Origin of the sequence: Luteococcus struthionis, assembly GCF_048595755.1 — a bacterium.
Taxonomy (GTDB): Bacteria; Actinomycetota; Actinomycetes; order Propionibacteriales; family Propionibacteriaceae; genus Luteococcus.
Genome location: NZ_CP184360.1, coordinates 781,899 through 806,612, shown reverse-complemented (window position 1 = coordinate 806,612; position 24,714 = coordinate 781,899). Strand labels below are relative to the sequence as shown.

The 24,714-nt window shown below is 68.4% G+C and carries 21 protein-coding genes; 6 read left to right on the top strand and 15 right to left on the bottom strand.

Features of this window, described 5'->3' with window-relative positions:
- Positions 1-223: 223 nt before the first annotated feature.
- The 5 genes from ACOAMO_RS03740 to ACOAMO_RS03720 form a co-directional block, all read right to left on the bottom strand.
- Entirely contained in the window at positions 224-2,611 is a 2,388-nt protein-coding gene (locus ACOAMO_RS03740) for a nitric-oxide reductase large subunit (protein WP_420176252.1), read from the bottom strand.
- A 185-nt stretch (positions 2,612-2,796) separates the two neighbouring features.
- Positions 2,797-3,057 carry an HPr family phosphocarrier protein gene (locus ACOAMO_RS03735; RefSeq protein WP_420176251.1) on the bottom strand — a complete coding sequence of 87 codons (261 nt, stop codon included), beginning with the start codon at positions 3,055-3,057 and terminating at the stop codon, positions 2,797-2,799.
- A gap of 42 nt (positions 3,058-3,099) precedes the next feature.
- Positions 3,100-5,148, bottom strand: coding sequence for a PTS fructose transporter subunit IIABC (locus ACOAMO_RS03730; protein ID WP_420176250.1), 2,049 nt, complete (start codon positions 5,146-5,148; stop codon positions 3,100-3,102).
- A gap of 25 nt (positions 5,149-5,173) precedes the next feature.
- Positions 5,174-6,136 (bottom strand): 1-phosphofructokinase family hexose kinase, encoded by a 963-nt coding sequence (locus tag ACOAMO_RS03725; RefSeq protein WP_420176249.1) that lies wholly within the window; start codon positions 6,134-6,136, stop codon positions 5,174-5,176.
- The gene (locus ACOAMO_RS03720; RefSeq protein ID WP_420176248.1) at positions 6,133-6,900 is read right to left on the bottom strand and encodes a DeoR/GlpR family DNA-binding transcription regulator; all 768 of its coding nucleotides are present in this window, start codon (positions 6,898-6,900) and stop codon (positions 6,133-6,135) included. Before ACOAMO_RS03720 ends, ACOAMO_RS03725 begins: the two co-directional genes overlap by 4 nt.
- A gap of 295 nt (positions 6,901-7,195) precedes the next feature.
- Between ACOAMO_RS03720 and ptsP the strand changes: the two genes are divergently transcribed.
- Positions 7,196-8,860: a phosphoenolpyruvate--protein phosphotransferase gene (gene ptsP, locus ACOAMO_RS03715; protein ID WP_420176247.1), complete on the top strand. Its 1,665-nt coding sequence runs from the start codon at positions 7,196-7,198 to the stop codon at positions 8,858-8,860.
- Positions 8,861-9,023: 163 nt separating this feature from the next.
- On the top strand, positions 9,024-9,335 hold the full coding sequence (locus ACOAMO_RS03710; RefSeq protein WP_420176246.1) for a hypothetical protein: 312 nt from the start codon (positions 9,024-9,026) through the stop codon (positions 9,333-9,335).
- 111 nt (positions 9,336-9,446) lie between these two features.
- Here ACOAMO_RS03710 and ACOAMO_RS03705 read toward each other — a convergent pair whose 3' ends face one another.
- Entirely contained in the window at positions 9,447-9,845 is a 399-nt protein-coding gene (locus ACOAMO_RS03705) for an NUDIX hydrolase (protein ID WP_420176245.1), read from the bottom strand.
- Between the two features lie 247 nt (positions 9,846-10,092).
- On the opposite strand from ACOAMO_RS03705, the gene ACOAMO_RS03700 reads away from it, so the two are divergent.
- From ACOAMO_RS03700 to ACOAMO_RS03690, 3 genes are all read left to right on the top strand, one after another.
- Positions 10,093-11,523: a hypothetical protein gene (locus ACOAMO_RS03700; RefSeq protein WP_420176244.1), complete on the top strand. Its 1,431-nt coding sequence runs from the start codon at positions 10,093-10,095 to the stop codon at positions 11,521-11,523.
- Between the two features lie 149 nt (positions 11,524-11,672).
- Positions 11,673-12,440 (top strand): sulfite exporter TauE/SafE family protein, encoded by a 768-nt coding sequence (locus tag ACOAMO_RS03695; RefSeq protein WP_420176243.1) that lies wholly within the window; start codon positions 11,673-11,675, stop codon positions 12,438-12,440.
- Between the two features lie 31 nt (positions 12,441-12,471).
- Entirely contained in the window at positions 12,472-13,122 is a 651-nt protein-coding gene (locus tag ACOAMO_RS03690; protein WP_420176242.1) for an HAD family hydrolase, read from the top strand.
- A 96-nt stretch (positions 13,123-13,218) separates the two neighbouring features.
- Here ACOAMO_RS03690 and ACOAMO_RS03685 read toward each other — a convergent pair whose 3' ends face one another.
- A complete protein-coding gene (locus tag ACOAMO_RS03685) occupies positions 13,219-13,389 on the bottom strand; it encodes a hypothetical protein (protein ID WP_420176241.1) in 171 nt (56 codons plus the stop codon).
- 170 nt (positions 13,390-13,559) lie between these two features.
- Complete coding sequence (locus ACOAMO_RS03680) at positions 13,560-13,715, bottom strand: hypothetical protein (protein WP_420176240.1); 156 nt, start codon at positions 13,713-13,715, stop codon at positions 13,560-13,562.
- Between the two features lie 426 nt (positions 13,716-14,141).
- On the opposite strand from ACOAMO_RS03680, the gene ACOAMO_RS03675 reads away from it, so the two are divergent.
- Positions 14,142-15,902, top strand: coding sequence for a DEAD/DEAH box helicase (locus ACOAMO_RS03675; RefSeq protein ID WP_420176239.1), 1,761 nt, complete (start codon positions 14,142-14,144; stop codon positions 15,900-15,902).
- Between the two features lie 70 nt (positions 15,903-15,972).
- Here the strand turns inward: ACOAMO_RS03675 and ACOAMO_RS03670 are convergent, their stop codons facing one another.
- From ACOAMO_RS03670 to ald, 7 genes are all read right to left on the bottom strand, one after another.
- Positions 15,973-16,119, bottom strand: a complete 147-nt coding sequence (locus ACOAMO_RS03670) for a hypothetical protein (RefSeq protein ID WP_420176238.1) — start codon at positions 16,117-16,119, stop codon at positions 15,973-15,975.
- 109 nt (positions 16,120-16,228) lie between these two features.
- Positions 16,229-17,362: a sodium ion-translocating decarboxylase subunit beta gene (locus ACOAMO_RS03665; RefSeq protein WP_420176237.1), complete on the bottom strand. Its 1,134-nt coding sequence runs from the start codon at positions 17,360-17,362 to the stop codon at positions 16,229-16,231.
- Positions 17,359-17,862 carry a biotin/lipoyl-containing protein gene (locus ACOAMO_RS03660; protein WP_420176236.1) on the bottom strand — a complete coding sequence of 168 codons (504 nt, stop codon included), beginning with the start codon at positions 17,860-17,862 and terminating at the stop codon, positions 17,359-17,361. Before ACOAMO_RS03660 ends, ACOAMO_RS03665 begins: the two co-directional genes overlap by 4 nt.
- Before the next feature lie 5 nt (positions 17,863-17,867).
- Positions 17,868-18,395, bottom strand: a complete 528-nt coding sequence (locus ACOAMO_RS03655) for an OadG family transporter subunit (RefSeq protein WP_420176235.1) — start codon at positions 18,393-18,395, stop codon at positions 17,868-17,870.
- Between the two features lie 10 nt (positions 18,396-18,405).
- Positions 18,406-19,950, bottom strand: coding sequence for an acyl-CoA carboxylase subunit beta (locus ACOAMO_RS03650; protein WP_420176234.1), 1,545 nt, complete (start codon positions 19,948-19,950; stop codon positions 18,406-18,408).
- A 172-nt stretch (positions 19,951-20,122) separates the two neighbouring features.
- A complete protein-coding gene (locus ACOAMO_RS03645) occupies positions 20,123-23,509 on the bottom strand; it encodes a hypothetical protein (protein ID WP_420176233.1) in 3,387 nt (1,128 codons plus the stop codon).
- Positions 23,510-23,586: 77 nt separating this feature from the next.
- Entirely contained in the window at positions 23,587-24,699 is a 1,113-nt protein-coding gene (ald, locus tag ACOAMO_RS03640) for an alanine dehydrogenase (RefSeq protein ID WP_420176232.1), read from the bottom strand.
- Between the last annotated feature and the right edge of the window lie 15 nt (positions 24,700-24,714).

Here is a 24,714-nt window from a genome sequence, read left to right as displayed (position 1 = left end):
CTCTGGATCACTCGTGGAGTCTGAACTGTGACTCGATGACTCAATCCAATCCCGCGGCAAGGCCTTTTTCGAGGGCCGACCCATGTCAATTCACCAAGCTTTCGCTGAGACAAACTCAGTTACTACGACGCGGGGTCGTTTCTCTGTGGTTCAGCCTTCCGAAAGCCTTCGGAGGGGTGCCGACGAGGGGGGCGGCGGGTCGGCGCCGCCCCCCCTGGGGAGGTCAGGCTGGAGTCTCCTGCTCCTCCTCCTGCGGCCTCAGTTCGCCAGCCCTGTGGATGGGCTCGTGGTTGGCATAGGAGTGGCCCGTCAGCAGGCCGACCATGAACAGTCCGATGGACAGCGCGCCCAGTGCGAAGACGATGTCACCGGGGGTGCGCATCCACCGCAGCACGGTCAGGGCCGGGGTGTAGAGGAAGTCGGCGCTGCGAGCCCACCAGGTGCCCGTCGAGACGCTCGCCCAGGCCTGGGCCAGGCCGAGCGGAAGCAGGCTGAGCAGGCTCATCATCAGCAGGCCGCCGTTCATCCCCCAGAAGCCCCACTTGATCCAGCGCTCGTTCCATTCCCGGCCGGGCATCAGGCTGCGCACGCAGAACAGCATCAGGCCGATGCCCAGCATGCCGTAGACGCCGAACAGGGCGGTGTGGGCGTGCAGGGGTGTCAGGTTCAGGCCCTGCACGTAGAAGAGCGAGATGGGCGGGTTGATGAGGAAGCCGAAGACCCCGGCGCCCAGCATGTTCCAGAAGGAGACCGAGACGAAGAAGTAGATGGCCCACTTGTAGCCAGCCACCCATTCGCTCACCTTGAGGATGCGCAGGTTGCGGATGGCCTCGAAGCCGATCAGTGCCAGCGGCACCACCTCCAGGGCGCTGAAGGCGGCGCTGAGGGCCATCACGACGTCGTCGGAACCGGCGAAGTAGAGGTGGTGGCCGGTGCCGATGATGCCGCCGAAGAGGAAGACGGTGGTCGAGGCGATGGTCGCGGTGGCCGCCACGCCGGGACGCACCAGCCGCAAGCGGCTGAACAGGAAGGCGATCACGACGGTGGCGAAGACCTCGAAGAAGCCCTCCACCCACAGGTGCACCACCCACCAGCGCCAGTACTCGGTGATCGACAGGTGGGTGTCGTGCCCCATGCCGAAGGCGGCGCCGAAGAAGGAGGCGATGGCAAGGCAGCTGAACAGCAGCATGATCACCAGGGTGCGCTGGGAACCGGCCGCCAGCGGTGCGGTGCTGGTGGGGGAGACGGTGCCCGCCTCGTGAGCGCGGCGCACCGCCGGCCACATGCCGCGGGCCATCAGGAAGAACCACAGGAACAGGCCGATGAAGAGCCCGATCTGCCAGGCGCGTGCCAGGTCCAGGTATTCCATGCCCGTGGTGCCAAGCCACCAGCTCAGCTCGGTGCCGTAGCCCAGGGAACCGCGGATCGAGAGCCACTCGCCGGCCATGGAGCCCAGCACCACCAGGATCAGTGCCCAGAAGAGGACGTTGACGCCGAGTCGCTGGAGGCGGGGTTCGCGGCCGCCGACGGCCGGTGCCACGTAGAGGCCGGTGGCCAGCCAGGCAGTGGCGATCCACAGGATCCCCAACTGGGTGTGCCAGGTGCGCACCACTGGGTAGGGCAGGATCTGGTCGATCGGGATGCCGTACAACGCGCCTCCCTCCACGCCGTAGTGGGCGGACAGGATGCCCATGGCGATCTGGAGTACGAACAGGCCACCCACGGCGAAGAAGTACTTCAGCGTGGCCCGTTGTGACGGCGTGGACCGGTAGCCGAGCAGGGGGTCATTGGCTGGCGGGTCGTCGGTGACCTCGTCGTCGTCGTGCATGTTGTGGTACCAGACCATGCCCGCGATGCCGCCCAGCAGCAGGATGAAGCTGATGATGCTCCACAGGATGTTGGTGGTGGTGGGCACGTTGTCCACCAGGGGTTCGTGGGGCCAGTTGGCGGTGTAGGACTCGCTGCCGTCGGGGCGGTCGGTGGAGGCAGCCCAGCTGGACCACCAGAAGAAGGCATTCATCTTCTGCATCGCCTCGGGATCCTTCACGGCCCCCTTGGCGATGGCGTAGGGCTCGTGGCCGTTGGTGAAGATCTGCGCATAGTGGGCGGAATTGGCCTTGTAGGCGGCGTCGCGGCCGTCGGCCAGCGTGATGGTTCCGGTGCGGGAATCATAGGTGTTGGTGCGCATCGCCTTCTTCAGGCGGGCCTCGAGGGCGGCCTGCCGCTCCTCGTCGAGGCTGGCGAAGTCCTTGCCGCCGTCGGCCTGGGCGTAGCGGTCGAGCAGGAAGGTGGACTCGCGGTGCAGCCAGTCAGCGGTCCAGTCCGGCGCGACATAGGCGCCGTGGCCCCAGACCGAACCGACCTGCTGGCCGCCGATGGACTGCCAGACGCGCTGGCCGTCCATGATCTCTCCCTCGCTGATCAGCTCGGTGCCGTCCGCTGCCACCACACTGGTGGGCACCGGCGGCTTCGAGTGGTCGATGCGCATGCCCATGTAGAGCAGGACGGCGAAGGAACCGAGGACGACCACGGCGAGTGCGATCCACCACCTTCGATCCCGTGATCGGAGTTCGGCGGCCGGTGGCCTGGGCTTGGTTTCGTGTGCAGACATGGACTCCCCTTTAAGTACGGAATTTTCCGTAGAAATAATTGCACACTGTTCCCCCACAGGAGGGCCGGGGGTCCCACTTTCGAGGCAGACAGGACGCAGACATGACGCAGACATGACAAAGGGCCGGATGACGGTTGTCATCCGGCCCTTGTCATGCCCCAGCGGGGCAGACGATCAAGTGATGGTCACTCGGCGTCCAGGTCCTTCTCGATGAGGGCGGCGATGGCCTCGACGGCGGCCTCGTCGTCGCTCTCGACGGTGACCTGGGCACCCTTCTCGGCGCCGAGGGTCATGATCAGCAGCGGGGAGCTGGCGTCCACGCCCTCCTCACCGTCAACCGAGAGGGTGACGTCCTCGTCGTACTCGCCAGCGGCCTCGGCGATGATCGCGGCGGGGCGGGCGTGCAGGCCGACGCTCGAACCGACGGTAACGGTCTTGCTTGCCATGGTGTGTCCTTTCGAAGGTGACTGGATCAATTGTGACTGATGTCAGGCGGTGACGGCAGTCGGGGTCTGGATCTGGGACTTGCCCAGCGACTTCAGCAGCACCACCAGGGCTGCCGCGACGAGGGCTCCCACGAGGATCGACAGGGCGAAGGCCCAGAACTTGTCGATCGCGAAGAAGACGAAGATTCCACCGTGCGGGGCCTTGGATGCAGCACCCAGGGCCATGGTCATCGCGCCGGTGACGGCACCGCCGGCCATGGTGGCGGGGATGATGCGCAGCGGGTCGGCGGCGGCGAAGGGAATGGCACCCTCACTGATGAAGGAGGCTCCCAGCAGCCAGCAGGCGGTGCCGTTCTCCTTCTCGGCCCGCGTGAACAGCTTCGGACGCACCGTCGTGGCGATGGCCAGGGCCAGCGGGGGAACCATGCCGGCGGCCATCACGGCGGCCATGATCTTCAGCGACGCCGGGTTGCTGACGCTCAGGCCAGCGGTGGCGAAGAGGTAGGCCGCCTTGTTGACCGGTCCACCCAGGTCGAAGCACATCATGAGGCCGAGGATGACGCCCAGCCCGATGATCGACGCCCCGGTCATGCCGTTGAGGCCATTGGTCATCATCCGCATCAGCACGCTGATCGGCTTGGCCAGGAAGAGCAGCAGCGAACCACCGGCGATGAAGGAGGCGAGCAGCGGGATGATCACGACGGGCATCAGGCCGCGCAGCCAGCGGGGCACCTTCCAGCCACCGATCCAGGCGGCGACGGCACCGGCGATCAGGCCACCGACCAGGGCGCCGAGGAAGCCGGCACCGGTGGCACCCGCGATCGCACCAGCGACGAAGCCGGGGACGATGCCGGGGCGATCGGCCATGGCGAAGGCGATGTAGCCGGCCAGGGCGGGCAGCAGGAAGCCGAAGGCCGCCTTGCCCAAGGCCATCAGGACGGCGCCGAGGTAGGTGGCCAGGGCACTGCCACCCAGGGCGTGGGGTCCCGCCTCGGGCAGGTTGGTCAGCGAATTGCTCAGGGCCAGCGCGGGGTCGACGTCGTAGCCGCCCAACAGGAAGCCCAGCGCGATCAGCAGACCGCCGGCCGCGACGAAGGGCACCATGTAGCTGACGCCGGTCATCAGGGCCTGCTGGATCCGCTTGCCCAGGCCCAGCTGGCTCTTCGAGCCCCCGGTCTCGGTGGCGGCAGCCGCGGAGGCGTCGCCCTTCACGCGCGGGGCCGACGGATTCTTGGCGGCCGCGAGGGCCTCCTCGATCATCTTCTTCGGCTCGTTGATGGCGCGCTTGACGCCCGACTCGACCACCGGCAGGCCGGCGAAGCGCTCCCGGCCCTTCACGCCGACGTCGGTGGCGAAGATGACGGCCGTGGCGGCCTTGATCTGGTCTGCGGTGACCGGGTCGGTCGCGGTGGAGCCCTGTGGCTCCGTGATGATGTCGACGCCCATCTCCTCGCCGGCGCCGGTCAGGTAGTCGGCGGCCATGTAGGTGTGCGCGATGCCGGTGGGGCAGGCGGTGATGGCGATGATCGACGGCTTGGCGGCATCCCGGGCCTCGACAGGCTCGGCCGTCGTGGTCGTGTGTGCCTCGGCCGTCGTGGTCGTGGCGGCCGCTGCGACGGGCTGGGCCGCCGCGGGGCCGTCGGGCTCGACGACCCCGCGCACCAGCTCGACCACCTCGTCGGCGGTGCGGGCCTCGCGCAGGGCGGTCAGGAAGTCCTTCTTGACCAGGGCTCGGGCCAGCTTGGTGAGCAGCTTCATGTGGTCTGCGCCACCGTGCTCACTGGCAGCGATGAGGAAGACGAGGTCTGCGGCGCCGTCCTTGGCTCCGAAGTCCACCGGGGTGTTGAGCCGGGCAAAGCCCAACGAGGCGGTGTTGACCGCCGCGGAACGGCAGTGCGGAATGGCGAAGCCGCCTGGCATGCCGGTGGGCGACTTGCCTTCGCGCTCCAGGGCGTCGGCCGCCAGCCCCTCGGCCTCCGCGCGTCCGGTGGCGGCGACGATGCCGGCCAGTCCGCGGATCACCTCGTGCTTGGTCTGGCCCAGGTCGGTGTCGAGCGCCACCAGTCCTGGTTCGATGAGTGATTGGGTCATGTTCAACCTTCCGGTCAGCTGTGGTTCAGGCGAGTTGGGTGACGGTGACCTGGTCTGGTCGGGTCTGGTCGGGGGTGGGGATCTGCGATCCGGGCAGTGCGGCGGCGGCCGTCCCGTAGGCGACGGCGCGGCGCAGTCGTTCATCGGGGGCAAGGCCCTCCTCGCAGGCCAGCAGGTAGCCGGCCAGCGACGAGTCGCCCGCGCCCACGGTGGAGGCGACGGTAATGCTGGGCGGGGTGGCGTGCCAGGCGCCGTCGGCGGTCACCAACAGGGCGCCGGCCCCGCCCAGGGTGACCAGCACGGCCCCGATGCCGCGGTCGGTGAGGCTGCGGGCTGCGGAGAGCACCGGCTCCCAGTTGCCCTGGGAGGCCTGCTCCTCGAAGTCGGATCCGTCGATCCCGGCCAGCTGTCCCAGTTCCTCGGAATTGGGCTTGACCAGGTCTGGGGCGACGCCGGGCAGGCCGGCGGCCAGCGCCTGCAGCGGTGCGTCGGAGGTGTCGACGGCCACCTGGACGTCCAGTTCATGCAGCATCTCCACCAGGTGCCCGTAGGTCCTGGCCGGCACCCCGGGGGGCAGGGAGCCACACAGCGCCACCCAGTGGGCGCCCTGTCGGACTGCGGCGGTGATGGAATTGCGCAGCGCGACCAGGTTCTCCTCGTCGAGGGTGGCGCCGGGCTCGTTGAACTTGGTGGTGGTGCCGTCGTCCTCCACCACGGTCAGGTTGGAGCGCACCGGCTGGCCGATCGGCACATTGCGGTAGGGCACTGCGATGCGACGCAGGCCTTCCAGCAGCGGGTCGCGGTCGGCGGCGGGCAACACGGCGACGGTGGGTCGCCCGGCCAGGTGGATGGCGCGCGAGACGTTGACTCCCTTGCCTCCGGGCTCGCTGGTGGTCGCCTCCAGACGGTTGACGCCACCACGGGTGACGGTGCCGGTGGTCCTGGCGGTGCGATCCACGCTGGGGTTGATGGTGACAGTGACGATCATGCGACGACGACCTCGATTCCTCGTTGGGTGCACACCTGGTGCTGGTGGGGGCTGATGGCGTCGGTGACGAAGACGTCCACGGCGTCGAGTGGGGCAAAACTGGTGGCGGTCTCGGCGCCCAGCTTGCGGCTGTCGGCCAGTAGCACGACGCGGCGAGCGCTGCGCACCATCTGCTCCTTCACCACTGCCTCGGCGCAGTCCGGGGTGGAGAGGCCGTGCTCGGGGGTGATGCCGTTGGCGCCGATGAAGGCCACGTCGACGCGCAGGCGCGAGAGCCAGGCGACGGTGTTGCCGCCGACGCAGGCCTGGGTGATGCCCTTGACCTGGCCACCGAGCAGTTGCACGTCGGCCGTGGTGCGCGAGCTCAGCGTGGCCGCGATGGGCAGCGAGTTGGTGAAGATGGTCAGCGTGGAGTTGGCGGGCACCAGGCCTGCCAGCCGACTGGTGGTGGTGCCGGCGTCGATCAGGACCGAGGCGTGCGGTTGCTGGGGCAGCAGTGCCCGCGCCGCGACGGCAATGCGGTCCTTCTCGTCCGTGGCGCTCTGCTCGCGGTCCACCAGGGCGAGGTCTCCCAGCGGGAGGAAGTCGGAGGGCACGGCCCCGCCGTGGACGCGACGCAGCACGCCGCTGCGATCGAGCACCTCGAGGTCTCGACGGATCGTCTCGGGCGTCACGTCGAAGCGTTCGGCGGCGCTGCTGACCTGCACTCGGCCATCGGAGCGGGCGATCTCCACCAGCAGCCGTCGTCTCTCCTCGGCGTACATCGACACCCTCCTTGGTGCGCTGGCCGCTTGCCGCGGCGCCTTGGGCGGCTTGCGGTGGAGGCGGCATCGCCTCCCACCAAAAGCCTCAATCAGACAAAAAACAATGTTGGTTTGTTTCCGTCTCTGTGGGAAGCCTACGTTGTGATGTGGGAATGGGCAAGGGGTGTCCACCTCAACCCGGCCTACCGATCTGTCGGAATCGTGCTCTATGGTGGTGCGAAAGCCTGCGTCGCGGCAGGAATCGCCCCCGTATGGGCGACCGGCGCGGGGCGCACGTACGTCGAAGGGTTTCCACATGACCAGTGCAGTCGAACTCCGCGGAACCGGGGTCGTCCCCGGCATCGCCTACGCACCCGCGATCTGGACGGCACCTCGTCCCCAGCTTCCCGAACACAGCCCCAACATCCCCGAAGAGGCCCGCGAGGCCGAGCTGGCCAAGTTCCAGGCTGCTGCTGCCGCCGTGAGCAGCCGCCTCTCGCAGCGCGCCTCCCACGCCACCGGCGTGGCCGCCAATGTGCTCGAGGCCAATGCCTCCATGGCCAGTGACAAGGGCTGGCACAAGGCGATCGCCAAGAAGATGAAGACCGGCGTGCCGGCCCACCTGGCCGTCGCCCGCGTCACCGACGAGTTCGTCGTCATGTTCGAGAAGGTCGGCGGCCTGATGGCCGAACGCACCACCGACCTGAAGGACATCCGTGACCGCGTGATCGCCGAGCTGCTCGGCAAGCCCGAGCCGGGTGTTCCCACGCCCGAGGTGCCCTCGATCCTGCTGGCCGACGACCTGGCTCCCGCCGACACCGCCGGGCTCGATCCGAGCATGGTGATCGGCCTGGTGACCGAGCTGGGCGGCCCCACCAGCCACACGGCGATCATCAGCCGCCAGCTGGGCATCCCGTGCATCGTCGCCGTCGACAACCTGCACAGCCTGGAGGCCGGCGAGATGCTCCTGGTCAACGGCGAGGCAGGCACCATCCAGACCGGCGTCGACGCCACCGAGGCCGAGGCCCTGGTCAAGGCCGACGAGGAGCGCCGCGAGGCGATTCGCACCTGGCGTGGCCCGGCCGTGCTGGCCGATGGCACCCCGGTGGACGTGCTCGCCAATGTGCAGGACGGCGCGGGCGCCGCCCGTGCCTCCGCCAGCCAGGCGCAGGGCATCGGCCTGTTCCGCACCGAGCTGTGCTTCCTGAGCTCCGAGAACGAGCCCGAGGTGAAGGAGCAGGCCCGCATCTATCGCGACGTCATCGGTGCCTTCCCGGGCAAGAAGGTCGTCGTGCGCACGCTGGACGCCGGCAGCGACAAGCCGTTGAAGTTCGCCAACTTCGACGAGGAGGAGAACCCGGCGATGGGCGTGCGCGGCATTCGCATCGCCGCTGGCCAGCCCAGCATCCTGACCAATCAGCTGGACGCCATCAAGGCAGCCAGCGATGGCAAGGCCACCTGGGTGATGGCGCCGATGATCGCCACCGTCCAGGAGGCGCAGGACTTCGCCGAGCAGTGCCGTGCCCGTGGGCTGAAGCCCGGCATCATGGTGGAGGTTCCCGCCGTCGCGGTGCAGGCCGAGAAGTTCCTGCAGTACGTGGAGTTCATGAGCATCGGCACCAATGACCTCACCCAATACACGATGGCCGCCGACCGCATGAGCCCCAAGCTGGCCAACCTCACCAACCCCTGGCAGCCGGCAGTGCTCGAGCTGATCGCCATGACCGCCGCCGCGGGCCAGAAGACGGGCAAGCCGGTGGGCGTGTGCGGTGAGGCCGCAGCCGCTCCGTACCTGGCCTGTGTGCTGGTGGGCATGGGCGTCACCTCGCTGTCGATGGCCGTGGCGGCCATCCCCGCGGTCGGTGTCCAGCTGGCCAAGGTGACCCTCGACCAGTGCCAGCAGGCCGCTCAGGCTGCACTGGCCGCCGAGGATGCCGCCGGTGCCGCCGAGGCGGCACGCAAGGTGCTCGTCGGGGCCTGACCGCACCACGAACACGGCCGACGGGCCCGGGGACACTCCCGGGCCCGTCGTCGTGTCCCGGCGTCCACCTGCCGGGAAGGGTCCATTCACCTGCGGCCGCTAGGCTCGAGGTGACGTGCGGGGGCACCTGTCCCTGCAGCGTGCCCCCACGAAAAGGAATCACATGCAGTTCACCACACCGCCCGGCGGCGTCCTCCTCGCGGACGAGACCGTCGTCAAGGGCGATGTTGATGCCGTCCTCGACGACGCCCGCCAGGTCTGGATCCGTCGGATCGACGAGTCCCAGCGCAAGATGGTGGCCGACGGCCCCGCCGAGCCCGACATGACACTCGACGTGATCGTGGCCCGGCTGGCCCTCAACCCCGGCAATGACGACTCCGGACGTCCCATGCCGACCTCACTGGCCGCGCGCCCCGACGGTGAGGACGGCTACCTCGACGACGAGCCGGACCGCATCGGCGACCAGCTCTGGTGAGCTGACGCCCATCGCTGACACCAAGGCTCGGACCCCGTGAACTGCTCTCCAGTCCACGGGGTCCGAGCCTTCGTGGTCGTGGGCGAGCCTTGCTCGCGGCAGGGCCGGCGCTCAGCCCTGCAGCGCCGGGAGCACTCGGAACTCCAACATCGGGGCCAGGTCGTCGGGCAGCGGTTGGGTCGGGTCGAGCCATCGCACTTCCTCGATCTCGGCCGCCGGCCGGGGCAACGCAGGCAGCGGATGCGTGAACACGTGGCTGACCAGCCGATGGCCGGGTTCGTTGGCCGCCGGGGCCTCGAAGGAGCCCAGCACCCGCAGCTCGTCCGGGTCGAGTGCGAGCCCGACCTCCTCGGTGGTCTCGCGCAGCGCGGTCTGCGTGGGCGTCTCACCCGGCTCGGGCTTGCCGCCCACCAGCATGAAGCGCGACGTGCCACGCTTGCGCACGGTGAGGATCCGGCCGTCGTCATCACGCAGGACGACGGCACTGACGGTGATGACGGGCTCGGCCATGGAAACCTCCAGGGGTGGGGCCCCCATCCTTGCACCCACGGCCCTTCCCACGGTGCCCGGCGTCTGCCGGGGACGTCGGTCTCGCGGCCGAGGGGTCGGGTCGCGCCCCGCTGCGGCCGCCGGGAGCCACCCTCTGGGCATCGTTCCACTGGGCGAGACGGCCGCAGTCTGCGTCCCTGCTGAAGTCGCGGCCCTTGCGCTGAGAAGGGTGAAGTCGTGCTGGTCTACGGCAGCGTAGGCTCCGTGTGTGGACATGACGAGGAGCAGCGCACGACGGGCCCGCCTGGCGGCCAGTCTTGGCGTGCTCGCGCTCCTCGGATGCTCCGCCCCCGGCACTCCGGTACCCGAGGATCCCACCACCAGCCAGACGCAGACCACGTCGGCCACCCCCACTCCGGCGCCCACCCGGCGTGATGCGAGCCAGCCCCGGCAGGTTCCGATGCTGTGGGAGTCGAAGACCTCGCTGCCCGCCAGCGACGTGGTGAACGTGGCCGGGCGAGCGATCCTGATGGCCAGCACCAAGCGCGGCCTCGAGGTGCAGAACCTCGACCTGGGTACCGGGCGGGTGAACTGGGCGCACAAGGTGACGGCTTCCCTGGTTCCGCCCAACCACGCGATGTCCGTGGTGGCGGTGAAGAATCGCTACATCGCCATCCTGGAGCCGCTGACCGGCCCCGGGGGTCGTGCGCGGCTGCGCCTGCTGGACGTGGAGAAGCAGGGCCAGGCCATCGCCGACACCGGCATCTATGTCTTCACCTCCTTCCCCGAACTGTGCGATGACGACTCCGAACAGGTGTGCGTGAAGGCTCTCAAGGGCAACAAGCCGGTGGAGGTGCGGCTCGGCTGGCGCGGCACCAGGAGCGAACGCGCCATGCCCGACGTGGGGGACAGCTACCAGGACCTGGGCGCCCACGGGCTGGTGCGCTTCCTGGACCCGAAGACCCGTGAGGCCTCCATCGGGGTGGAGAAGGGCGGCAAGCTCGTGTGGAGCCGGCCCGAGCGGGACATCTTCGGACGCCTCTCGCCCGAGGCAGGATGGGTCTTCCGCTCACACGGCAAGGTGATCTACGGATCGGTGATGCTTCCGCGTGCCACCATCAACGACCCGATGCCGCAGCGTCGGCTCACGATCGGGATCGACCGGACCAATGGCAAGACCATGTGGCGTCTGCCCGGGGCCGACCTGTCGTGCAATGCCAGGCGTGACGTCGAGCTGGTCTGCGAGTGGCAGGCCGGCATCGTGCGTCGCGACGGGACGGTTGAGCGGGGCCGGATGGTGGTGAGCCGGATCAACCCACGCACTGGGGAACGGATGTGGAGCACGCGGCCGCTGTTCGTGCAGGGTGAGGCAGCCGGCCAGCTGGGCACCAGCGGCGAGGGCGTGGTGGCCGTCGAGACCAAGGAGCGCACCTGGATCGATGCGGTCACCGGGCACGTGCGCCCCGCCGAGGCGAGCGACATCACCTGGGCCCGCCGCGCGGTGCAGGTGCCCAGTGACCAGGTCTCCTTCAAGGGCAGCACCAAGGTGAACACGCGACGTGCGGTGGTGAACAGCACCGCCTCCAACAGCGTCCCGGAACGTTTCTTCGAACCCCTGCCGCCGGGCACGGGCGCCAACTTCGGCACCCTGCGCGTCCTGAGCCTGCCCGGCCGGGTCATCGCCCTCAACCTGGCCTGACGTCGCTGCGGCGTGCCCGGGAGGCACGGCCCGTCGTGCCACTGCTGCCTGGTGGCACGTCTGAGGTGCGGCCAGCCCGTGGCGGGGGCAGACTGGGGGCATGCCCACGCCTGTTGACCGTCCTCCCCACCGCGTCGAGGCCTGCTGACATGGTGTGGTGGATCCTGCCCCTGGGGCTGTTCGTGGGCGCCGTGATGGGCAGTCTGGGCGGTGGCGGAGCGATCATCACGATCCCGCTGCTGGTCTACCTGTTGGGCCAGAGCCCGCACGCCGCCACCGAGGGCTCGTTGGTGATCGTGGGCATCTCGTCGCTGATCGGGTTGCTGCCCCATGCCCGAGCGGGCCGGGTGCGTTGGCGCGATGGGGCGATCTTCGGCGCCCTGGGCATCGTCGGTTCGATCGTGGGCAGTACCGCCTCGTCCACCATCGACGGACGGCTCCTGCTGGGCCTGTTCAGCATCCTGCTGCTGGTGGTTGCCTCGCTGATGCTGCGCAGGTGGCGCCGAGGCCGGGGCGGCGGTGCGACGGTGTACCCCGCCAGGTCCTTCGGGGCCGTGCTGTTGACCGCCACCGGAGTCGGGCTGCTGACGGGATTCTTCGGCGTGGGGGGCGGTTTCGCGGTGGTGCCGGCGCTGACCCTGGTGCTGGGGGTGCCGATCACCCAGGCCATCGCCACCTCCTTGCTGGTGATCAGCATCAACTGCGTGACCGCGCTCGCCTCGCGCGTGACCATCGGGCTGCACCTGGACCTGCAGGTGGTGCTGCCCTTCGCGGTGGCGGCCAGCGTCGGCAGTGTGCTGGGCGGCTGGTTGACGAGGGATGCCCGGCCGAGGACGTTGCAGCTGGCTTTCGCCTGTCTGCTGCTGGTGCTGGCAGTCTGGATCGGCTCCCAGAGCCTGCTGGCCCTGCAGGTCTGAGCCGCCAGGGCTGCTCGCATGGCCTTGGGCCATGCCATTGCTGATGCTCGATTTGGACAACACCCTCGTCGACCGGGCGGTCGCCTACCGTGCCTGGGCCGCCCACTTCCTGGACGAGCGGGGTGCCGATCCGGCGCTGCTCGACGAGATGGTGCGTGCCGACGGGGACGGGCTGCGCCCCAAGCCAGAGGTGGCCATCGACCTGCAGCAGGTGCTCGGGCTCGACGAACAGGAGACGGCGAACATCGTCAAGGTGCTCCGCCAGGGGGTGCTCGACCACCTGCGGGTGGAGCCGGTGGTGGTGGAGGCCCTGGGCCGGGCCGCGCAGGCCGGATGGACCCCCTTCATCGTGACCAATGGCGTGGTGCCGCAGCAGGACCTCAAGATCACCAACCTGGGGCTCGATCGCCACGTGGCCGGGTGGGTGGTCAGCGACGTGGTGGGCGTGCGAAAGCCCGATCCGCGGATCTTCGAGATCGCCGCCGAGCAGGCCGGGATGTCACTGGAGGGTGCGTGGATGGTCGGCGATGCGCACGACACCGACATCGAGGGTGCCCAGGCGGCTGGGCTGAGGAGCATCTGGATGCGTCGCGGTCGTGAATGGCCGCGGGGTCTTGCGGAGCCGACGGCGATCGCCGACTCCTTCCCGCAGGCCGTGGAGACGGTGCTGACCTGGGGCTGACTGACTTGGACCCGTGAGAACGCGACTGCCCGCCGGGGAGGCGGGCAGTCGCGTTCTGGTGTCTTTCGGCTGGTCCGGGTGTCAGGCGTTCAGTTGTCAGGCGGCACGAAGCGCGGGGGCCACTGCGACGGGATCCGATGCACCCAGGTCTTGGGTGGCCAGCAGCACGTCGACGGTCTGTCGGGGGTTGGGGGCGTCGAGGATCCAGAGAACGGCGGCAATGGCCCAGAGCGCAGCCACGATGGCAAGGAAGGCAAACAGGGTCATGTCATCTCCTGTGGGGTAGGCGGTGATCCTCAGAGCACCGCACCTCTGCATTGAGGTGGAACAACAGTAGCGCCTCAGCAAAGCTTCAGGGAAGGCGGGTAGGCCAGAAAAAGTTCACCTTTTGATAACGGCCACTTGTCGGTGGGGACTCGAGCAGTTCGGCTGGGCCTTCAGGCGACGTGGCGTTGTCCCTCGTCGTCGGCCTGGCGCGGGGACTCGCCCAGCAGGACGTCGATGGTGGACGAGACCTCCTTGGCACCGTCATGCAGCCACGCCCACGTGGCCAGGCACCAGGTCAGGAGAAGGAGGGTCAGTAGAGGGATCATGGGCTTCCTGCTCAGGGATCGGAAGGATGTACACACCCACAGCCCCCGCTGAGGAAGAACGGTCTCCAACCAGAAGGTTGGGGCGCTGGTGCCACGAATCCGGACCAGCCCGCAGAGAGATTCCCAAATCTGTACCAGACGAGTCAAATACCTCACGGTGTGTCGAGGGAATCGTTTCCGGACGCCGAGTTCGCCCACGGTGGCCGAGCTTGTCGAGGCCCGGCCCCTCGACAGGCTCGGGGAACGGCTTGCCCCTCGACGGGTTCGGGGCGCGGCTGGCCCGCGACGGGCTCGGGGCCTGTCCACGGTGGCCGAGCTTGTCGAGGCCCGGGCTCTCGGCAACCTCGGGTAGCCTCGGACTCCCATGTGCATCAGCTTCCCCACCCCGGCCGCCCCCACCGTGGCCCCCACGGCAGGTGATCACCAGTGAGCAGCTCGGCCTTCGAGCACATCTCTCCCGCCTGGCCCGGGCGTGCTCCGTGGGGAACCGCCAGCAGCCTGCGCGCCTGGCAGCAGGAGGCGCTCGACCGCTACCTGGGCGAGGCCCCGCGAGACTTCCTCGCCGTGGCCACCCCCGGCGCCGGCAAGACCACCTTCGCGCTGCGCGTCGCGGCCGAGCTGCTGCATCGGCGCATCATCACCCGCATCATCGTCGTGGCCCCCACGGAGCACCTCAAGGTGCAGTGGGCCGAGGCCGCGCACCGCGTCGGCATCAACATCGACCCCGGTCTGGGGGGTTCGACGCGCGGACGCAGCAAGGAGTTCGACGGCATCGCGGTCACCTATGCCGGTGTCGCGGCGCGGGTGAACCACTACCGAACCCGAACCGAGAACTTCAAGACCCTGGTCATCCTCGACGAGGTGCACCACGCCGGCGACAGCCTCAGCTGGGGTGATGCCATCCAGGAGGCCTTCATCCCGGCCACCCGGCGCTTGGCCCTGACCGGTACCCCCTTCCGTTCCGACGAGAGCCCCATCCCCTTCGTCACCTACGAGGAGCTGCCCAGCGGCGCCAAGCAGTCGCGCGCCGACTACACCTACGGCTACGCCGAGGCGCTGCGGGACAATGTCGTGCGTCCGGTGGTCTTCATGGCCTACGGCGGCCCGATGCGCTGGCGCACCAAGGCCGGCGAGGTGCTGGGCGCCAATCTGGGTGAGGCCCTCACCAAGGACCTCACCGCCCACGCCTGGCGCACGGCACTCGACCCCAAGGGCGAGTGGATCCAGTCGGTGCTCAAGGCGGCCGACATCCGGCTCTCCGAGGTGCGCCGCCACGTCCCCGATGCCGGGGGCCTGGTGATCGCCACCAACCAGACCCAGGCTCGCGCCTATGCCCGGATCCTGCACCAGGTCACCGGGGAGAAACCCACCGTCGTGCTCAGCGACGAGGTGGGGGCCAGCAAGCGCATCGACGACTTCAGCCAGTCGCAGGCGCGCTGGCTGGTGGCGGTGCGCATGGTCTCCGAGGGCGTCGACGTGCCGCGGCTGGCGGTCGGCGTCTACGCCACGGCCACCTCCACCCCGCTCTTCTTCGCGCAGGCCGTGGGGCGTTTCGTGCGTACCCGTCGCCGTGGTGAGGTGGCCACCGTCTTCCTGCCGACCGTGCCGATCATCCTGAGCCATGCCGCCCTGCTGGAGCAGCAACGTGACCACGTGCTGGGTGGCAAGAAGAAGGCCGACGAGGGTGACCTGTTCGCCCAGGAAGACCTGCTGGTGGAGCAGGCCAACCAGGACGCCAAGGCCTCCGACGACCTGCTGGGGGAATGGGAGGCGCTGGAGAGCGTCGCCCAGTTCGACCATGTGATGTTCGACTCGCAGCAGTTCGGGCTGAATGCCGAGCCCAGCTCCGACGAGGAGGCCGACTACCTGGGCCTGCCCGGTCTGCTGGAGCCCGAGCAGATGGCCGACCTGCTCAAGGAACGGCAGCGTCGCCAGCTGATGCGTCGGCAGCGGCAGGAGAAGAAGGAGAAGGTGGCGCCCGAGGTGAGCCTGCACCGGGCGCTGGAGACCAAGCGCAAGGAGCTGAACTCACTGGTGAGCCAGTACGCGCGCTCGCGGGGGGTGCCCCATTCACACATCCACGCGGAGCTGCGACGACAGGCCGGTGGGCCACCGCTGGCCCGGGCCTCCACCGACCAGGTGGATGCCCGGATCCGGCTCATCCGCAAGTGGCACACCGGCAAGTAGTCGGGCCGTGCACGCAGCAGCGCCCCGGAACCCGCTGGGGGTCCGGGGCGCTGCTGGTGGAGCTGGGGTCCTACCGCCGTTCGGTGACCGGGGCCACCGGGGTGGACTCGTGGATGAGGAAGGGTTCGGTGAAGACCACCGCGACCGCGACCAGCGCGAGTGCCGCAACGCGTTTGCGGAGTTGGTGCTCCTGCTGATGCTCTGCGCTCATCTTCATGTCACTGACAGTAGGAGTAGTCACCGGCCGGCACAAGCCCTTGGTTGAGGGTTCAGGGAAGTTCTCCATCACTTGTTGAACTCCCCCGAACCCATGGCCGGCCACGGAATCAGGCCGTGCCCATCAGGGCCAGCAGCACGCCACCGGCGACGCAGGAGGCCACCTGACCAGCGGCATTGGCGCCCATGGCGTGCATCAGGACGAAGTTCTCGAAGTCTGCCTTCGAGGCTTCCTTCTGCACCACGCGGGCCGCCATCGGGAAGGCCGAGATGCCGGCTGCACCGATGAGCGGGTTGAACTTGCCCCCGGAGAAGAAGTTCAGCACCTTGCCGAAGATGACGCCGGCGGCGGTGTCCAGGCAGAAGGCCATCAGGCCCAGCACCAGGATCATCAGCGTCGACCACTTCAGGAAGGACGATCCCACCATCGTCGAACCGATCGCCAGGCCCAGGAAGAGCGTGACGATGTTGGCGATCTCATTGGACGAGGCACCCACCAGGCGCTCCACCACACCGGATTCGCGCATCAGGTTGCCCAGCATCAGCATGCCGATCAGCGGCGTGGCGAAGGGCACCAGGATGCCCACGACCAGCGTCACCACGATCGGGAAGAGGATGCGGGTGCGCTTGCTGATCTGGCGCTGGGAGTAGGGCATGCGGATCTTGCGTTCCTTCTCCGTGGTCAGCGCCCGCATGATCGGCGGCATGATGATCGGCACCAGCGACATGTAGGAATAGGCCGCCACCGTGATCGGCGCCAACAACTGCGGCGCCAACTGGCGGCTGACATAGATCGACGTCGGGCCGTCGATCGCGCCGATGATGCCGATGCTGGCGGCCTCGGGGCGGCTGAAGCCCACCACGGCGGCCAGGATCAGCGTCGCGAAGATGCCGAACTGGCCGGCTGCGCCCAGCAGCACCATCTTCGGGTTCTCCAACAAGGGCCCGAAATCGGTCATGGCACCGATGCCGATGAAGATCAGCAGCGGAAACAACTCGTTGTCGACGCCCGCATTGCGCAGGATCGTCAGCATCCCCTCCTCGCCCACCAAGGGCGACAGGGGCAGGTTGGTGAGCAGACAGCCCGCGCCGATGGGCAACAGCAGCAGCGGTTCGTACTCCTTCACCACGGCCAGCGCGATGAGCACGCAGCCCACCGCGATCATCACCACCGACTGCCAGGTGACATTGGTGATGCCACGCAGCAGCAGGTCGATGGTGGACTCCATCAGGACCATGGTCATTCGAACACCACCAGGGGATCACCGAAGCCCACCTGGGCGCCCACCTCGGCGGGAACCTGTGCGACGACGCCGTCGCGGGTGGCCTTCAGCTCGTTCTTCATCTTCATGGCCTCCAGCACCAACAGCGGATCGCCACGCTTGACGCTCTGGCCGGGCTGGGCGCTGACGCTGAGCACCACGCCGGGCATCGGTGCGGTCAGCGTGTTCACACCGCTGGGGGCGCCACCGCCCGCCGGGGCCGCGGCCTTGGGACGGGCCGTCGGGGGTGCGGTGGTGACCGCCGGGGCGGGGGCCGCCTCCGTGCGGATCGGGGTGGGCAACGGGGTGTTGTCTGCCACCTCCATCTCAGGGGTGATCATCGCCTGGGCCAGGTCCTGGTGGTCGCGCAGGCGCACGTCCACGTTCTGGCCGGCGATGGCGACGCGGAATGTGTTGGCGGTCACCTCCTCGACGTCCACCTCATGGTCGGAGCCGTTGATCGAGATCGTGTAGCGGCGCATCGGGGCTATCTCCTGTTCCAGGACTGGTTCTGCGCGCTGCGGCCCACCGCAACCCACCGGCTGGTGTGGATCTGGCTGCCTGGCGCATGGGTACGCATGGCGGGTGCGGCCTGCTGGCGTCGCACCTCGGCGTGGGTGATCACGGCCAGGGCGACGGCACTCGCCTGGTCGACGGTCAACCCATCGGTGAGGATCTGGACCGAGCTGGTCGGCGGTTCGGGGCTGGTCGGCGGTTCGGGGCTGGCCGGTGGTGCGGGCTCGGCACTGTCCGGTGCTTCGGCATCGACGTCTGCAGAACCAGTGTCTGCAGAACCGGCGCCCTCGGGGCTGCCGGCCCGGTGGGCGACGGCGGCCACCGGCGAGGCGTCGTCGCCCACGGCGGCGCCCGCGGCCCCGGCCATGGCCAACTTCGGCTTGTCCGGGCGGTCGAGCTTGCCGAGCAGTGTCAGCACCCCCATCAGCAGGGCGAGCAGGGCGAAGACCACCCCCATGCCCACCACGGTCATCTCGAGACCCCACAAGAGGTTGTTCATCACGCCACTCCTAGACCGGGAAGAGGCCGTGCTTCTTGGGGATGTTGGTCTGCACCTTGGTGCGCAACACCTCCAGGGCACGGATCAGGCGAGGACGGGTCTCGCACGGTTCGATGACCTCGTCGATCTGGCCGACGTCGGCCGCGCGGTAGGGGTTGAAGAACTTCTCGCGGTACTCCTCGACGAAGCGCTTCTCCTCGGCGGCCGGATCCTCGGCCTGCTGGATCTGGCGGCGGTTGAGCAACCGGGCGGCACCGTCGGGACCCATCACGGCGATCTGGGCGCTGGGCCAGGCGAAGGCCACGTCATTGCCCATCTGCTTGGAGCTCAGCGCCACGTAGGAGCCACCGATGGCCTTGCGGGTCACTACCGACATCTTGGGGACCGTGGCCTGGCAGTAGGAGTAGATCACCTTGGCGCCGTGCCGGATCACGCCCGCGTACTCCTGCTGCACGCCCGGCAGGTAGCCGGGGCAGTCGACGAAGGTGATGATCGGGATGTTGAACATGTCGCAGATGCGGATGTGGCGGCTGATCTTGTCCGACGAGTCGATGTCCAGGCAACCGCTGATCACGGTGGGCTGGTTGGCGATGATGCCCACCGAATGTCCGTCCAGACGGGCGAAGGCGCAGATGGCATTGGCCGCCCAGTCCTCGTGCACCTGCATCACCGAACCGGCGTCGAAGACGCTCTCCAGCACGTCGCGCATGTCATAGGCCATCGCCTCGTCGCTGGGGATGATCGTGTTGAGTGCCTCGTCCATCCGGTCGGCGGAGTCGTAGGCGACGATCGCGGGCGGATCCTCGGTGTTGTTCTGCGGCAGGTAGCTCAGCAGCCGCTTCACCATCTCGATGGCCGCCTGCTCGTCGCGGGCATTGAACTGGGCCACGCCGGAGCGGGAATTGTGCACATAGGCCCCGCCCAGGTCCTCGGAGCTGACGTCCTCGCCGGTGACGGCCTTGATGACCTCGGGGCCGGTCAGGAACATGTTGGAGGTGGTCTCCACCATGACGGTGAAGTCGGTGAGCGCGGGGGAGTAGACGGCACCGCCGGCGCACGGCCCCATGATCATGCTGATCTGCGGGATCACACCGGAGGCGGCCACATTGCGGTAGAAGACCTCGCCATAGGCGGCCAGCGCCCGCACACCCTCCTGGACGCGGGCACCGCCCGAGTCGTTGAGGCCGATCAGCGGGATCCCCGATTCCAGCGCCAGGTCCTGGATCCGGCTCACCTTCTGCGCCTGCACCTCACTGAAGGATCCCCCCAGCACGGTGAAGTCCTGCGCGAAGACGGCCACGCGGCGGCCGTTCACCTTGCCGAAACCGGTGATCACACCGTCGCCGGGAAAGCGCTTGTCGGCCATCCCGAAATCGGTGTGGTTGTGGGTCGCCAGTGCACCGAGCTCCTGGAAGGAGGCCTCGTCGAGGAGGAAGGACAGGCGCTCGCGAGCCGTCATCTTCCCCTTGGCGTGCTGGGCGTCGATTCTGTCGGGTCCGCCGCCCTTGAGCGCTTCTTCGCGCATCTGGCGGAGGGCCTCGAGCGGTTGCGTCATTGCATCTCCTCGTTGATTCCCAGACCAATCTACGAGGTGGTCTGATCCTTCGAGGAGGCGGGGTGGGGTGATGGACGAGCAGCCGCGATCGCCGCGTGGGGTAGGCGTGCAGGGGTGGCCACCGGGCTCCGGCAAGGTGCGGAGCCCGGCAGCCAGCCCGGGTGGGGCGTGCTCAGCCGAAGCTGACCTGACGCCCCAGGGTGCCGTTCAGCGAGTTCAGGTAGTCGGGCGACTGCACCGCCGTCAGGTGCTGCTGCAGTGCGTCCAGGCGCTCGTCGAGCTGCAGGCGCTGCACCGGGTTCGCATTGCCCTGCTGCTTCACGAAGGGTGCCAGGTCTGCCACGCCCTGCTTCAGCTGGGCGATCGCGGCCGACTGCTTGGCGGTGAGCCGCTGTGCATACCAGCCGGAGTCCAGGATCGAGCGACGGGTGAACAGGGCCCGGAAGTCGGGGCTGTCCAGCGTCCATCCCTGGCTCGACTTGCCGTGGGCCATGATCTCCAGCAGCGCCTTCAGCGGCGGGATCGCCAGGTTGATGGTGCCGTCGGTGAAGTAGGTCTCGGCCACCCGCTGGTGCGTGGTGACGATCACGTCGACGCTCTCGGCGAAGACGTCGGCATCCTGCAGCTCGGGCCGCAGCATCTCCTCGGTGAAGACCATGTCCGGATGCAGGAAGATGCGTCCGAAGTAGGTGGTCGCGAACAGCTCGTTCATCCGGTAGCCCAGCCGGCTGGCCTGGACCGTCCGGCCCTCGTGCTCGAAGTCGGTCATCCGCTCCAGGCAACCGGCCTCGATCAGGGCCTGGGCCTTGCGCTCCTCGGGCCACATGCGGCTGAAGATCTCCGGCACCAGCAGGCTGATGTCGTGGTCGACGCGCACCTTGGGGCCGATCACGCCGGCAGAGCTCAGCCAGCCGTCGGTCTCGGTGAGGGCGAAGCTCAGCAGCGCCGCATTCAGGTCGATGATCGACGGCAGGGCGTTGAAGGGCGCCTTGGTCATCGCGCCCTCGCTTCCCGCGCCCGTCGTGGAGGGCGACTTGCCGGTCATGGAGCTGATGAATTCCATGAAGAGCTCGGGCAGCTCCATGTAGTGCAAGGGATTGTAGGCGCACAGCGGGGGCACGCCCGGCTCGGCCGCATTGTTGCGACGCCCCGCGGCCACCACGTCCACCGGCATCCGCAGCGGCTGGCCGGTGGGGCTCTTGCGCTGCAGGTGCGTCGCGAGGGTGGCCGCGGCCGTGCCCTCCGGATTGGTCAGGTCTGGGCGCTTCTGCAGGTACCTCGGATTCTTGGAACGCTTGCCGTCGGCGACGATGCGCGGTTCGGAGCTGACGGCCAGGAAGAGCGGGTGCTCGTCGTCGGCGCCCTCGGCGAAGCGGATGATCCGTTCGCGCATCGGTTCGGTGAACTTGCTCAGCCCCGGCGCGTCGGCGACGATCTCGCGGGCCTCGTCGCGGGTCAGCGGATGGAAGTTGGAGATGAACGAGTCCTCACCCGCCATGTCCTTCTCCGTCTGCTTGTCGTAGCCGCGGTGGATCGCATCGTCGGGACGCTGGAAGAGCAGCTGCTCACAGTTCTGGACGTACTTGGCGCTGACCGGATCGGCATGCCCGCCCTCGGGCGGGGCCACCACGGAGGCGGTGATGTCGTCCTCGGTCTGCACCTTCGCGGCCGGTGAGAAGTCGGGACGCAGGCTGAACAGCCGCCACGACCCGTCCGCCTGGAAGCCGACGCGCAGCATGTTCACCATGATCTTCTCGCCGTCCAGGCGCAGCGAATTGCCCTGGCGGCCATTGATGATCCCGACGCTGAAGTGGCTGCGCCAGTCGGTGCCCCACTCGGGCTTGTAGTACCGCTTGACGGTGAAGACCAGCTCGCTGACGTGGGGAGGAATGGTCTCCAACCAGGCGTTGTACTCGTCGGTGAACTCCGAGCGCGGGGTGAGCAGCTTGATCACCGACCCCAGGGAGCGCTCGCTGGACAGGATGCTGCGCCGGTCGTCGGCGGCCGGATCGCGGAAACGGTCGGAGTAGTCACGATCCAACAGCTCCTGCACCATGTCGAGGTCCTTCTCGACATCGGCGGTGTAGGCGCTGCCGAAGACGAAGGCATCCAGCAGGCTCTTGCTGATCTCGCTCTTGCCGCCACCCGAGACGGTGGCCGGCTTGTGCAGCTGCGTCGAGGTGGGCGAGGTGCCGATCAGGTGCCACTGCGTGGGGTCCGCGTCGCGCGGCTTGGCATGCACCCGGTAGCCATTGGGCGCCAGGTAGGTCTTGCCGGCCAGCAGCGGGGTCTGGCCCTGGCTGCCGTCGGGATTGGTCCAACTGACCAGCTGGTTGCGCATCGAGTAGCTGGCCTTGCCGGGCACCACCACCAGGTGTGGCTGCTCCCGATCGATGGCGTGGCCCTCGGCCTGCTGCTCGAAGCGTTCCGGGTTGCGCGCCACCACGTCGGCGACGCTGAAGTCGTCCGGGGTGTAGGTGTCGGTCCACTCCTGGCCCAGGTTGTAGGCAGGGAAGGCCAGCGCGCCACCGGCATGCTCCTCCTCGGCCAGGCCGAACAGGTTGGCGGAGTAGGAGATCTGGGTCTTGACCTCCTTCTTGCAGTAGCCGAAGTAGTTGTCGGCGATCACGGTGACGATGACGCCGCGCTCGTCGCGGGCGCACACCTTGAAGGCCTGGCCGCCGTTGTAGAGGTCGTCGTCGTGCTCCCAGCACATGCCGTCGCGCTTCTGGCGCTCGGTGGCGTCATTGACGTGCGGCAGGCCAAGTTCCTTCTTGGTCACCTTGGTCAGGTGCGGGGCCAGGATGACCGCGCCGGTGGTGCCGGTCCAGCCCTCCGGGTCGAGCGAGGCGTCATTCTCCGGAAGGTGCGGATCGCCCGCATTGCCGAAGATCCCCTCGACGAAGTCGAGATTGGACACCAGGCCACCGGGGACGATGAAGCGCACCTCCATGGTGCGTTCACGTGTGAAGCCGGGAACCGCGGGAACCACCAGGGGGCGCATCAGCAGGCTGACGAAGCAGGCGGCCTTCTGGTCCTGGTTGGCGGTGAAGGGCAGCTGCAGGTCGGCCTCGGGCGGCTGGAAGGCACGCTCGAGCAGCCGGGCGAAGACGGCGGTGGGGACGGCGAGCTTGTCGTCCTGGATGGGGAGGCCACCCTCGGCGATGTGGAAGACGCCGGCGGTGGTGCGTCGGTCATTGGCGGGATTGTGCAGCACGCCATTGGCCAGACGGTAGGAACTGAGCAGGTCCGAGTGGAACTCGTCCCCGTCATGGGGCAGGCTCAGCGCCCGGGCCAGCCCAGGATGATCCAGCACCAGGGTGCTGTTGGGCAGTTGCGGCTGCACGTCGGTGTTCTGCAGGAAGTCGTCGAGGAAGCGTTGCACACGCAGGTCTGCGGCGCACAGTCGCTCGCCCAGCCGACGCGAGAGTTCGCGCTGGCGGGCGATGATCGGGGTGACCAGGTCGGCATCCGAGTGATTGCCGGCCAAGGGCAGGCCCAGCAGGGACAACCGAAGATTGATCGCCTCGATGAGGGGGGACTCAGTGCTTGTTGCCATGCCCCCATTCAATCCGGCGGAGCGCAGGACTCAACCGGCGGGGGGTCAACAGGTGGTGAACCCTTGGCCACGCGGCATCAGTCGGCGAGCACCTCGGCCACCGGGGTGTGCTCCACGCCGAAGGCCTCCGCGACGCCGGGGTAGACGATCCGACCGCCCTGCACGTTGAGCCCCTTGGCCAGCGCCGGATCGGCCTGCATCGCCTGCCGCCAGCCCTGGTTGGCGATCCGCACGACGTAGGGCAGCGTCGAATTGGTCAGCGCCCAGGTGGAGGTGTTGGGCACCGCACCGGGCATGTTGCCGACGCAGTAGAACAGCGACTGCTCCACCTCGTAGACCGGGTCGTGGTGCGTGGTGGGGCGGGAGTCCTCGAAGCAGCCGCCCTGGTCAATCGCGACGTCGACCAGCACGCTGCCCGGCTTCATCTGCGTGACCATCTCATGGGTCACCAGCCGGGGTGTCCGCGAGCCGGGCAGCAGCACCGTGCCGATCACCAGGTCTGCCTGCAGCACCTGCTCGCGCACCGTCAACCGGGAGGAGGCCAGGGTCTGCACGTTCATGAAGTTGCTCACGTGACGCAGCTTGGCCAGGTCGGTGTCGAGCACGGTCACCTCGGCCCCCAGCCCCGCGGCGGCCAGCGCGGCCTTGGTGCCGGCGGTGCCACAGCCCAGCACCACCACCTTGGCCGGCGTGACGCCGGTCACGTGCCCCATCAGCACGCCGCGGCCCTGGGCGGCGCGGGTCAGGTGGTAGGCGCCCATCTGCGGGGCGAGGCAGCCGGCCACCTCGCTCATCGGCACCAGCAGGGGCAGGCTGCGGTCGGGCAGCTGGACCGTCTCGTAGGCAATCGCCGTCGTGCCGGCGGCCTGCAGCGCGTCGGTGAGCGGCCGGTCGGCGGCCAGGTGCAGGTAGGTGAACAGCGTGAGGTCCTCGCGCAGGTGCCGGTACTCCTCGGCGATGGGCTCCTTCACCTTGAGCACCAGCTCGGCGCGCTCCCAGACCTCGTCGCAGGAATCGACGATGGTGGCGCCCTGGGCGGCGTACTCCTCGTCGCTGATCGAGGAGCCGACACCGGCCCCCGCCTGGACCAGGACCTCGTGGCCGTGGCCGACCAGTTCGGCCACGCCGACCGGCGTGATGGCGACCCGGAACTCGTTGTCCTTGACCTCGGTGGGGATGGCGATCCTCATACGCGTTGACTCCTC